At 55.6% G+C, this 12,409-nt stretch carries 9 protein-coding genes; 1 reads left to right on the forward strand and 8 read right to left on the reverse strand.

The features are described from left to right. Positions 1 to 22 precede the first annotated feature (22 nt). From D6C13_RS03345 to D6C13_RS03375, 7 genes are all read right to left on the reverse strand, one after another. The gene (locus tag D6C13_RS03345) at positions 23 to 1,057 is read right to left on the reverse strand and encodes an NAD-dependent epimerase/dehydratase family protein (protein WP_120131420.1); all 1,035 of its coding nucleotides are present in this window, start codon (positions 1,055 to 1,057) and stop codon (positions 23 to 25) included. Positions 1,058 to 1,212: 155 nt separating this feature from the next. Beyond that, complete coding sequence (locus D6C13_RS03350; RefSeq protein ID WP_120131421.1) at positions 1,213 to 2,667, reverse strand: DUF2867 domain-containing protein; 1,455 nt, start codon at positions 2,665 to 2,667, stop codon at positions 1,213 to 1,215. A gap of 83 nt (positions 2,668 to 2,750) precedes the next feature. Next, complete coding sequence (gene ltaE / locus D6C13_RS03355; RefSeq protein WP_120131422.1) at positions 2,751 to 3,764, reverse strand: low-specificity L-threonine aldolase; 1,014 nt, start codon at positions 3,762 to 3,764, stop codon at positions 2,751 to 2,753. A gap of 89 nt (positions 3,765 to 3,853) precedes the next feature. After that, positions 3,854 to 5,575 carry a ubiquinone-dependent pyruvate dehydrogenase gene (gene poxB, locus D6C13_RS03360; protein WP_120131423.1) on the reverse strand — a complete coding sequence of 574 codons (1,722 nt, stop codon included), beginning with the start codon at positions 5,573 to 5,575 and terminating at the stop codon, positions 3,854 to 3,856. Positions 5,576 to 5,755: 180 nt separating this feature from the next. Beyond that, the gene (hcr, locus tag D6C13_RS03365; protein WP_120131424.1) at positions 5,756 to 6,769 is read right to left on the reverse strand and encodes an NADH oxidoreductase; all 1,014 of its coding nucleotides are present in this window, start codon (positions 6,767 to 6,769) and stop codon (positions 5,756 to 5,758) included. A 6-nt stretch (positions 6,770 to 6,775) separates the two neighbouring features. Continuing rightward, positions 6,776 to 8,428 carry a hydroxylamine reductase gene (gene hcp, locus D6C13_RS03370; protein ID WP_120131425.1) on the reverse strand — a complete coding sequence of 551 codons (1,653 nt, stop codon included), beginning with the start codon at positions 8,426 to 8,428 and terminating at the stop codon, positions 6,776 to 6,778. 164 nt (positions 8,429 to 8,592) lie between these two features. Continuing rightward, positions 8,593 to 9,492: a LysO family transporter gene (locus tag D6C13_RS03375; protein ID WP_120131426.1), complete on the reverse strand. Its 900-nt coding sequence runs from the start codon at positions 9,490 to 9,492 to the stop codon at positions 8,593 to 8,595. Positions 9,493 to 9,681: 189 nt separating this feature from the next. On the opposite strand from D6C13_RS03375, the gene D6C13_RS03380 reads away from it, so the two are divergent. Further along, positions 9,682 to 11,415 (forward strand): ATP-dependent nuclease, encoded by a 1,734-nt coding sequence (locus tag D6C13_RS03380; protein ID WP_120131427.1) that lies wholly within the window; start codon positions 9,682 to 9,684, stop codon positions 11,413 to 11,415. Here D6C13_RS03380 and D6C13_RS03385 read toward each other — a convergent pair. Beyond that, the gene (locus D6C13_RS03385; RefSeq protein WP_120131428.1) at positions 11,412 to 12,401 is read right to left on the reverse strand and encodes a VirK/YbjX family protein; all 990 of its coding nucleotides are present in this window, start codon (positions 12,399 to 12,401) and stop codon (positions 11,412 to 11,414) included. The two genes, D6C13_RS03380 and D6C13_RS03385, sit on opposite strands and share 4 nt — an antisense overlap. Between the last annotated feature and the right edge of the window lie 8 nt (positions 12,402 to 12,409).

Consider the following 12,409-nt stretch of genomic DNA (forward strand, 5'->3'; position numbering starts at 1 on the left):
AATCAGCGACTGACCATGGCGGTCAGTCGCGTTTCGGACCGATGCCGTGCAGCCCCTGAAGTTTACCGTGATCGCGCAGCCAGTCGGCAGTGCGGATAATCCCCTGATCAAGCGAAATTACCGGCACATAGCCGAGTTCTTTCTGCGCGCGTTGGGTATCCAGCGTCAGGTCAAAATTCAGTTTTGCCACGCTGTAATGCGTCAGCACGGGTTCTTTATGTGAGCTTTTGCTAATGCGCTCCATGCCCCGCGCCATCATATCCAGCAAAGGATAGGGCACCGAACGGATGCGATATTTGATATCCAGATTTTCCATCAGCTGTTTGACCAGCGTGCGCAGCGGGCGCGGTTGCTGATTAGTGATATTGAACGCGCGGCCAGATTCTGTCGCCTGCGACTGCGTTGCCAGCCACATCGCATGGACGGCGTTTTCGACGTACGTCATGTCCACCAGCGCATCACCGCCACGCGGCAGCATCAGCGTGCCGCCATATTTCAGCATTTGCAGCAGGCGCGGCAACAGCACGTTATCGTGCGGGCCGAAAATACCCTGCGGTCGCAAAATGGTGAAATGGGTTTGTGGATTTGACAGCGCCAGCGTGTGGATCACCTGCTCACCGGCGGCTTTGCTGCGTGCAAAAGAGTTGGCAAAACGGTGCGGACGGAAGTCTTCCTGAATATCCCGATGATGATGAAAATCGAAATAGATGGCCGGTGAGGAAATATGGACAAAGTTTTCTACGCCATATGCAGCAGACCACTCACCCAGGCGTCGCGTCGCGCGCACATTCGCCAGTTCGAATTCCTGTTCACTGCCCCACGGCGACATCAGCCCCGAACAGTGCCAGACAGTATCGATATCGGCCAGCAGAGCTTTTGCCTGCGAGGAGATAAGCGTGGTGAGATCGGCATGTATAAATTCTGCGCCCATTTTCTGCAAAAGTGAGCCCATAGCGGCATTACGGCCTGTCGCTCTGACTTTAATACCTTTATTTCGCAGAAACTCGACGGCGTTACGACCTAAACCGCTGCTCGCGCCGGTAACCAAAACCTTCATATACAGGCCAATGCCTTCATAAATAGAGAAAAAATGTTTTCAGCGTCCGAGGTCTGGCACCCCTGAGCAATAAGGGTGCCATTCTTTCGTGAAATTGTGCAGGTTGCAATGAGAATGGGTGCAAGCTGCGTGCGAAAGCGGATTAATTAACCCTCTTAGCGTCCGCAACGGTCTTTCTGACGGGCCAGACTGGCGATACGCTTTGCCATGCCACGAAAAATAAACTGATGAGCGGGCATCATACTGAACCAGTACAGCAAACCGCTGAATCCTGCCGGATGCCACCACGCGCGCACATCCAGACTACGGCTTTCACCGTTATCGGTGATAGTGAAGGTCAGACGCCCTAAACCTGGCGCTTTCATGCCAAACAGCAGCGCCAGTTCGCGCTGAGGTTTCAGGCCGATAACCTTCCAGCCATCAATTTTATCGCCGATTTTCAGGAAGTCCCGATCCGGACGGCCATATGTCACGCCGCCGCCGAGTAAATCGTCAATGCGCGCACGGGTTTTCCATAATCCGTTGGCATAAAAATAGCCTTCCTGACCGCCAAGTTGCTGCACGACTTTCCACAGCGAGGCTTTGGTTGCCGAGGTTTCCAGCGTGAAACCGGCTTGCTTCGGGTAATAACCATAGCCGGGACGCCAGCGCGCACGGGCATCCGGGTCGTATCCCCAGTCCGGCGAATCCATCACCTGTTGTTGTTCTTTTGCAAGCGTGCTGCGTATCGCGTCATCAATTGAAATCAGGTCCTGCGGAATTAATCTTTGCAGCTCCGCGCTGTCGGCGGGAAGGTCATGATTCAGTCCCTGAATCAGTGCCTTGGCCAGCGACGTCGGTACCGAAGTGATCAGACTGAGGAAATACACCGAAACAAAAGAAGTCGGCAGGGGAATGGGGATCAGCCAGCGGCGCTTTCCGCTCATAGCGACGAAGCGTTCAAACAGGGTCTGATAGCTGATGTACTCCGGTCCGGCAGCTTCCAGGATACGGTTCTCTGTGGCCGGTAACGTCACCAGCCCCTGTAAATAATTGAGCAGATTTTCCAGCGCGACCGGTGAGGATTTCGAGCGCACCCAGCGTGGCGGTGTCAGCACCGGCAGATTATACACCATGTCCCGCATCACTTCGAAAGCAGCTGATCCTGCGCCAATGACAATGCCAGTGCGCAGTTCGGTCACCGGAATGTTACTCATGCGCAGCAAATCGCCGGTCAGTTTTCTGGCCTGTAAATGTGGAGAGTGATTATCTTCCGGCTGCATCGAACCGAGATAAATGATGTGCTTTATCGGGGAGTCTTTGAGCGCGAGAAGGGTGTGTTGCGCGGCCTGCCGCTCTTTTTCCAGCAGGTCGTCATCTTCGGTCATGGCATGAACCAGATACACCAGCACGTCAGCGTTTTCAAAGGCAGCGGCCAGGGTTTTACTCTGATAGACATCGGCAAAGCAGCAACGGACATGCGGCCATTTTTGCTGTTGCAGCCACTCTATACGGCGCGCAGCTGCCGTCACCTGGAAACCGTTACGGCTCAGGTGGGCGGTGAGATGTTGCCCGATATATCCGCTGGCACCGAGAATGACGACCCGGCCGGTTTGTGTCGAGATTGGCATTTCCATTTGCTCAGTCAGTAGAGAGGGGGATGTAGAAAGCACGGCGATATTGTGCAGACTATCGCCGTGAGCAGGTCTGGCTATCAGGCGTGCTGGTGCAGGAATTCCTGCCACAGCGTGACAACTTTCTGCAGATCTTCGCGGCTGATGTTGATGTGCGTCAGCACGCGGGTCACGGCTCCTGCACTGATGATCACACCGCGCTCGCGCATCCACGGGCCCATTTTAGCCGCCAGTTCCGCGCTCTGTTTGATATACAGCACGTTGGTCTGTGCGCCGGGCTCCGCGATTTCCACCCCGATTTTGCTCAGTTCTTCTGCCAGCCACTGCGCATTGTCGTGGTCATCTTTCAGACGCGCCACGTTATTTTCCAGGGCATAAATTGCCGCCGCCGCCAGAATACCTGACTGGCGCATACCGCCGCCGGTCATTTTACGCCAGCGGTTCGCACGCTGAATGTACTCTTTGCTGCCGACCAGCAGGGAACCAATTGGCGCACCCAGACCTTTCGACAGACAAATGGTCAGCGTGTCGCAATACTGTGTAATCTCACGCAGTTCAACGTTCTGCGCCACGACCGCATTCATGATGCGTGCGCCGTCGATATGCAGCGCCAGTCCTTTCTCGCGGGTGAAAGCGTAGGCCTTTTGCAGATAATCCAGCGGAAGCACTTTGCCGCTGTGGGTGTTTTCCAGGCTCAGCAGGCGGGTGCGGGCGAAATGGATATCATCGGGTTTGATGGCTGCCGCCACTTTATCCAGCGGGATAGAGCCGTCGGCATCCATGTCCAAAGGTTGTGGCTGAATGCTGCCAAGTACCGCAGCGCCGCCCGCTTCATACATATAGTTGTGGGCTTTCTGGCCGACGATATATTCTTCCCCACGCTGACAATGTGTCAGCAGTGCGACCAGATTAGCCTGCGTGCCGGTCGGTAAAAACAGTGCCGCTTCTTTGCCACACATTTTTGCCGCCATATCCTGCAAGGCATTTACCGTTGGGTCATCGCCGTAGACATCATCGCCGACTTCAGCGCGGGCCATGGCCTGACGCATAGCTTCACTGGGGCGGGTTACGGTATCACTGCGTAAATCGATCAACGTAGGCTTCCTCTTCTGTGGGATTATTTTGAGATGCAGATCAGGCGAGCCAATCGCCCGCCTGATTCACCACTATAGCCTTGTCGGGGTTATCGCAGCCAGTTGGTTTTTGCCAGATCGACCACTTCGTCGCCGCGGCCGCTGATCACCGCGCGCAGCATGTAGAGACTGAAGCCTTTTGCCTGCTCGAATTTGATCTGCGGCGGCATCGCCAGTTCTTCGGTGGCGGTGATCACGTCAATCAGCACCGGCCCTTCGTAGGCGAAAGCGTCCTGCAAGGCGGTGTCGATATCAGACGCCTTTTCCACGCGGATCCCTTTGATACCTGCGGCTTCAGCAATGGCGGCAAAATCCGGATTTTTCAGCTCGGTGCCGTCGGTCAGATAACCGCCGGATTTCATTTCCATCGCCACAAACCCCAGCACACTGTTGTTGAAAATGATGATTTTCACCGGCAGTTTTTGCTGCGCCAGCGTCAGGAAATCGCCCATCAGCATGGCGAAACCGCCGTCGCCGCACAGCGCCACCACCTGGCGCGAACGGTCGATGGCCTGCGCGCCAATCGCCTGTGGCATGGCATTCGCCATCGAGCCGTGGTTGAAGGAACCGAGCAAACGCCGCTGACCGTTCATTTGCAGATAACGACAGGCCCACACGGTCGGCGTACCGACATCGCAGGTAAAAATAGCATCGGCAGCAGCAAAGCGGCTGATCTGTTGCGCCAGATATTGCGGATGAATGGCCTGTTTGTCGTTGGGCGTCGCCAGCCCGTCAAGATCTTTACGCGCTTCTTCGTAATGCCTGAGCGCTTTATCGAGGAACTTGCGCTCGGTTTTCACCTGCAACTGCGGCAGAAGGGCGGTCAGGGTAGAGTTGATATCGCCGACCAGCGCCATATCCACGTGACAATGCGCGCCGATGCTGCCCGGATTAATATCAATCTGAATGATTTTGGCATCGGTCGGATAAAACGCGCGATACGGGAATTGCGTGCCGAGCAGGATCAGCGTATCGGCATTGAGCATAGCGTGATAACCGGAAGAAAAACCAATAAGCCCGGTCATCCCGACGCTGTACGGATTATCCCATTCGATATGTTCTTTGCCACGCAGCGCATGGACGACCGGAGCTTTCAGCGTTTCAGCCAGCTTAATCACTTCGTCGTGCGCACCCGCACAACCGCTACCACACATCATCGTAATGTTGGTTGAACCGTTCAGCAGTTCTGCCAGTTTTTGCAGTTCGGTTGGCTGTGGCGTCACTTTAGGCAACACCGGCGGATACCAGCTGACTTTGGCGTCTTCCGGCGCAGGCTTGAGTGCCACATCACCCGGCAACACAATTACCGACACGCCACGGTTGAGAATGGCTTTGCGCATGGCGATGGCCAGCACCTGCGGAAGTTGCTCAGGGTTACTGATCATCTCACAGTAGTGGCTGCATTCGCGGAATAATTCGGTCGGATGGGTTTCCTGAAAATAGCCGCTGCCGATTTCGCTCGACGGAATATGCGCGGCAATGGCAACAACCGGAACGTGATTGCGATGACAATCGAACAGGCCGTTGATCAGATGCAGGTTGCCGGGCCCGCAGGAACCGGCGCATACCGCCAGTTCGCCGGTGATTTGTGCTTCGGCACCGGCGGCAAAGGCCGCCACTTCTTCATGGCGCGTGCCCAGCCATTCGATGGTGCCCATGCGGTTTAGGCTGTCGCTTAGCCCGTTCAGGGAATCGCCGGTGACGCCCCAGATCCTTTTAACGCCTGCGGCTTCAAGGGTTTTCGCCAAGTATGACGCTACACTTTGTTTCATTATTGAATCCCTCCGGTAGATGCTGAAAAAATAACTGCGTTAAGCATAGTCCACTGATTACATCCTTGAATGTTCAGCCTTAGACCATACAAAAATACGCGAAGGAGGGGAGTGAAGATTTGTAAAGCTGCCCGTGCAGACTGTAAAAAGTCATGTGCGGGCAGGGCGTTAACGCGGGGGTCAGGCGAGGGTGACGTCGCCCTGAAGCTGACAGCTACAGGCCAGTACATAACCTTGAGCGACTTCCTCATCGGTGAGCGTCATGCGGCTGGTGGTCTGGTAATCACCCGAAATAACGCGGGTTTTGCAACTGCCGCACACACCTGCACGGCAGGCCGCCGCCACCGGTAACTTGTGCTGTTCCATGGCGGCCAGCAAAGTAGCACCGACCGGTACGCGGTAATTCTGCAACGGCGTCAGGCGGGTCAGTGTCAGGTGCTGCCCGGCAGAAACTTCTGAAGGCGTGGCCTGGAACTGCTCTTTAATGATGTCAGCCGCTGTCACGCCCAGCTCTTTCGCCCAGTCGCCCGCCAGATGCATGTACGGCGCAGGGCCGCAAATCATCACGCGTCGGGCCCAAATATCCGGCACCCTGCTTTGCAGTAAATCCTGACTCAGACGACCGGCGATATGCACCGGTTGTGCATCATTTTCAGCAAGAAGGGTCAGATTCAGTTGCGGATATCGCGCCGCCAGTTGCTGCCATTCATCGGCAAAAATGATGTCCTGCGGGCTGCGCACGCTGTAAAACACCTGCACGCTTTGCGCAGGATGATTCGCCAGAATATCGCGGGTGATGGACATCACCGGTGTTACGCCACAGCCCGCGGCCAGCAATAATAACGGCTGCGCGCTTTCGCAGGTAAATTCGCCCTGCGCGTCGCTCAGCCACAGATAATCACCAGGTTTTACCTGCTCCGTCAGCCATTGCGAGCCTTCGCCCCCTTCGATACGGCGCACCGTCAGCTGGATAAAACGGCTCTGACCCGGCGTGGAAGACAGCGTATAAGCGCGCTGAATGTCACCGCTCTGGCCGATATTGACCAGCGCAAACTGGCCGGGACGATACGGATAGAAGTCGTGATTAATCAGTGACAGCGTGCGGACATCAGGTGTTTCCTGCGTGACGGAATACACCTGCATGCGGTTCTGGCAAAGCGTGGTCGGCTGATCGGGAAATAAAGGAAAATTCATTTCAGCTTACTCCGCCAGCATGGTTTGCAAGTCCTGCTCAACCGACGTGATTGCGCGCAGGCCAAATTTCTCATTGAGGATCGCCAGCAGATTATCGGTCAGGAATGCCGGTGCGGTCGGGCCGGTGGCGATATTTTTCACGCCGAGCGACAGCAGGGTCAGCAGGATCACAATGGCTTTCTGTTCGAACCATGACAGCACCAGACTCAGTGGTAAATCATTCACGCCGCAGCCTAATTTTTCGGCCAGATTCACCGCAAGGATAATGGCGGAGTACGCGTCGTTACACTGACCGACGTCCAGCAGGCGCGGCAGGCCTTCGATCGTACCAAAATCCAGTTTATTGAAGCGGTATTTACCGCAGGCCAGCGTCAGGATCAGGCAATCCTGCGGCACGCTGCGCGCCAGATCGGTGAAGTAGCTGCGTTCGCCACGGCTGCCGTCACAGCCGCCAATCAGGAAGATGTGACGCAGTTTTTTAGCGGCGACGAGATCAATCACCGTATCCGCGGCGCCGAGCAGAGTCTGGCGGCCAAAGCCGACCGTGATTTCCTGTTCAATCTCGCTGTAAGGGAAGCCCGGCTGCTGCAACGCCTGCACAATGACCGGGGCAAAATCTTCGCCTTCCAGATGTTGTACGCCCGGCCAGCCGACGATGCTGCGCGTCCAGATGCGGTCGCCATAGTTGCCGACATTCGGGTCAATGATGCAGTTGGAGGTCATCACCACCGGCCCCGGGAATTTGGCGAATTCCACCTGCTGATTCTGCCAGCCGCTGCCGTAGTTTCCGGCCAGATGCGGGAATTTTTTCAGTTCCGGATAACCATGCGCCGGCAGCATTTCGCCGTGGGTATAAATGTTGATACCGGTACCGGCGGTTTGCTCGAGCAGCATCTGCAAATCTTTCAGGTCGTGACCGGAAATCAGAATCGCTTTGCCCGCCAGCGGACGGACATTGACGTTGGTCGGCAGCGGATGGCCGTAGGCATCGGTTTCGCCTTTATCCAGGATCGCCATCACGCCAAAGTTCATTTTGCCAATCGCCATCGCGTTTTCGAGCAGCTCGCCCATGTCGGCAGGCTGTGTGCCGAGCCACGCCATCAGACGATGATATTCGGCGTAAATGGCAGTATCCGACTGACCGAGAACGTGCGCATGTTCCATATATGCTGCCGCCCCTTTCAGACCGTACAAACACAGCATCCGCAGGCCATGAATGTCATCGCCGATCTGCGCTTTGTCACCGTTGAGCGCAAACTGCTGCGCCTGCTGTTGCAGCTCGATGAGGTTATCGCTGACCAGTTCCAGTGCGGCCAGCGGATGGCTGACGGTGATTTGCGGATCCATCAGCCGGCAGCGAACGGCCAGAGATTCACGGTGGATAATCGCTTCACGGGCGTAACCGACAATGCGGTCAGAATCGAAGTTCACATTGGTCAGGGTGGAGAAAAAGGCGCGGGGAGCGAAGCTGTCGATTTCTTCATCAACAATGCCGTAGCCGCGCGCGGTCAGCGCCCAGGCGGATAAGCCTTCCAGCACTGCGACCAGCAAGTCTTGTAAATCAGAGGTTTCTGCCGTTTTGCCACACATTCCCTGCGCGTAAGCGCAGCCATTGCCCGCCGGGGTACGGACTGTTTGTTCACATTGCACACAAAACATAATGAGGTCCTTTTAAAGTTGCATTTTAAATGCTTGTTTTAATGCAAGCCTAAAACTGGCAGGGAAAGAAATGAAGGTGTTTTTGAGTTAAGTGAAGCGGAGTTGATTTATCGCAAGTTTTACAGGGAAGTGCCCGCTGCCGGGAAGCAGCGGGATAGCAGACGTCAGGCGGAGAAGAAAGCCATCAGTACAGGGGCTATCAGGCTCAGCACAAAACCGTGCACCACGGCGGGCGGAACCATATCCAGGCCGCCGCTGCGCTGCAAAACCGGCAGGGTGAAGTCCATCGACGTGGCTCCGCACAGGCCAAGCGCCGTCGAACGGCTGGTGCGCACCAGCGTCGGGATCAGCATGATGGCGCACAGTTCGCGGGCCAGATCGTTAAAGAACGCGGCGCTGCCAATCACCGGCCCGAATGAATCGGTGAGCACAATCCCGGAAAGCGAATACCAGCCGTAGCCTGAGGCGAGCGCCAGACCGGTTTTCAGCGGCAGGCCGAGCAATAATGCGGCGAGTGCGCCACCGGCTAATGCGCTGACGGCAACCACCAGTCCGACCATCATTCCGCGGCGGTTGAGGATTATCTGGCGCAGCGTCATGCTGCTGTTGCGAAGCTGTATGCCGACCAGTGCCAGCAGGAATAACAATGCAATTTCGCTGGCCTGTGAGGCGAAAGTCAGCCAGTGCCATTGGGTCAGACCGAGGGCGAAACCGCCGATCACCACACCGCATAATTTCAGAGATTCCAGCGCCATGTGAATGCGCGACGGCAGTTTTTCCTGTTTGTGCTCCGTCTTCCACGGACGGCGGCGCTCAAGCAGCCACAGTGCGGCGTAGTTCATCACAAAAATACACAGGAAACAGACGGCAGCATATTTGAAAATCAGCAGCAAATTTGCGCTCAGATTGTCGAGAAACGCCAGACTGATGCCCATAATGAAAAGGATGACATAGACCATCCAGCTGAGCAGCTGATTAACAATATGCAGCAGGGGCCGGTTTTTGAGCGGAATAAGGTAGCCGGCAATCAGCGGCAGGAGAATAATTAACAGCCCGGAATACATGATGCAAAAGTCCCTGAAAAGTGAAATCCCAAGAGTGGAACGCGACGCAGAAAAGCTCGCCCGCCACGCTAACGAAAAGTTATCTGACTGTAAAGCAGCTTCGGTACGCAGAGATATCTTTGACTGCTTGACCTGAACCAATTTTTAACGCCATGCTCAGGAACGTTTTGAGCGCACAGGAGGCGTCTGATGTATCTGGAACGTGTTGATATTGTAGGTTTTCGCGGGATTAACCGCCTGTCTTTGACGCTGACGCAGCCCGCACAACGTGGCGCATCAATTACCGGAACCTCCCAACAGGGGCAGGGCGAGTCCGTCCTGACTAACACCGTACTCATTGGTGAGAACGCCTGGGGTAAATCCAGCCTGCTTGACGCATTAACTTTGCTGCTTTCTCCAGAACCCAAACTCTATTGTTTTAAAGAAGAGGATTTCTATTTCCCGGCGGGCGAGGAGGAATCCAAATCCCAGTATCTGCACGTGGTCTTTACCTTTTGTGAGAATCAGGCCGGACATCATATGTCGCCGCGCTTTAATTCGCTCTCACCGCTTTGGGTGAAATGCGCCGATAAGCTGAACCGTATTTATTACCGGCTGGAAGGTGAACTCGATGACGATGGCAGCGTAATGACGCTGCGCAGTTTCCTGTCATCTAACGGTCAGCCTTTAAATCTGACGACGATTGATCCGCTGGCGCAGGCACTTATCCGTCTGAGTCCGGTTCTGCGTTTACGCGATGCGCGTTTTATCCGCCGTCTGCGCAGCGAAACGCTGGCACCGCGCCTGGGCGTCAATAATGAAGAACTGGCGAAGCAGTTGGATGACCTGACACGGGAACTGGTCCACAGCCCGCAGACGCTGAAAAACAGTGAACTGCGCAGCGGCCTTTCAGCGATGCAGCAGTTGCTGGAACACTATTTTGCCGAGCAGGGCACGTCGAACAGTGCGCCGTGGCAGCAGAAACGTCATGGCCGCGCGGAGAGCCGCCGCGCATGGCGATCTCTCGATAACATCAACCGCATGATTGCCGAACCGAACAGCCGCAGTATGCGGGTAATGCTGCTCGGCATGTTCTCGACGTTATTGCAGGCCAAAGGTTCCGTGGTGTTGCACCCCGACGCCAGACCCCTGCTGCTTATTGAAGACCCCGAAACCCGTCTGCATCCGATCATGCTGTCTGTGGCTTGGGGATTACTGGATCAGCTGCCGTTGCAGCGGATCACCACCACCAATTCCGGCGATTTACTTTCTCTGGTACCGGTCGAACAAATTTGCCGTCTGGTGCGTGAGTCCGGGCGTGTGGCGGCTTACGGTATTGGCCCGGAAGGGCTGAGCATGGAAGACAGCCGCCGCATTGCGTTTCATATCCGCTTCAACCGGCCTTCTTCCCTGTTCGCCCGCTGCTGGCTGCTGGTGGAAGGGGAAACGGAAGTCTGGTTGCTGAACCAGCTGGCGCGACAATGTGGTTATCATTTTGAATCTGAGGGGATCAAGGTGATCGAGTTTGCGCAGTGCGGCCTGAAACCGTTGCTGCGTTTTGCCCGGCAAATGGGCATTGAGTGGCATGCGCTGGTCGATGGCGATGAGGCAGGGCGTAAATATGCGGCGACGGTGATGGCTAACGTGGAAAACCACGAAGATACTCTGCGTTACCGGCTGACCGCGTTACCTGCGCAGGATATTGAATACTTCCTGTATCGCGAGGGCTTTGAAGATGTTTATCGTAAGCATGCGGCGATACCGGAAAACGCGCCGATGTCGCCGAGGCGTATTATTGATAAAGCGATTCACCGCAGTTCGAAGCCGGATCTGGCGATTGACGTGGCAATGGCGGCATCTTTGCGGGGAACCTCATCGATTCCGCCCCTGTTGCGGCAGATGTTTTCCCGCGTGGCCTGGCTGGCACGCGGGAGAGCCGATTAAGCGGCCTGACTTTGGGCGACGGTGACTGGATTGCCATGTCCGCGGGTGAATGTCTGGCGGATCTGGCTTTCCAGGTCGTCTAACAGCAGATAACGGCGGCGGTACTCGGAACGGCGTTTGCTGGCGATCTCTTCCAGCGGACGGTGAGCTATCTGGCGCGGCAGATGGAAATATCCGTCTTCGCCCTGTCTGGCATCCAGCGTTTCCCAGAAGCTGTCGTAATCGGCAAACACCATCCCTTTGCGTTTTTTATAACGCGGATCCTCATAAATATGGGTGTGATTACCGACTGCAATCAGTTGCGTCATACCGGTCACATCCGCCAGCGTCGTCAGCGCCTCAATCACCAGACGTTTCGGGAACAAACCGTGACAGGCTTTGGTGGCCGACTGAATTTCCTGATGATCAACATGCGCGCGCGGCCCCTGCAATGCGCCGATAAACAGCGTCGGTTTCCCCTGATATTCAATAAAAGAGAACGTCACGATAGCAATCGGTTCGCCCTGCGGATTATTGAAAGACAGCGTGGCTTCGCCTTCTTTATCCAGACGGCTGACGGCGTTCAGGGTAATGGCGTAACGTTGTTCTTCTTTACCTGTCAGGGTGGCAATCGCCATCGGCTTTTTACTCAGATAGCCGTGATTAATGGCGTCCGGCAGGCAATGCTGAATCATGTCGTAATGATCGGTGATCCGTTTCAGAGCCTGCACCTGCGTGATATTGGCCGCCTGATAGGTGCGATGTAATTTCGCCGGCAGGGCGGGCATGGCGAACAAAATTTCATCACGCTGCGGGTGCTGCGCCAGATAATCGAGCAGCGCAAACGTTCTGCGCGGCTGCGTCAGGGTGCGGAAAAGGAATTTAAGGCGATAACGCGGTAATTTCCACGACGGTCCCGGCGTGATGCGGTTGGTGAGAAGTGCCTTCATCAACTGTAAGCCTGAAAGCGGGGCTTTTTCTACGCCAGGGTAGTGGAGAGTCGTCATGGTTTTTA

Source organism: Rahnella woolbedingensis, from assembly GCF_003602095.1.
GTDB lineage: Bacteria > Pseudomonadota > Gammaproteobacteria > Enterobacterales > Enterobacteriaceae > Rahnella > Rahnella woolbedingensis.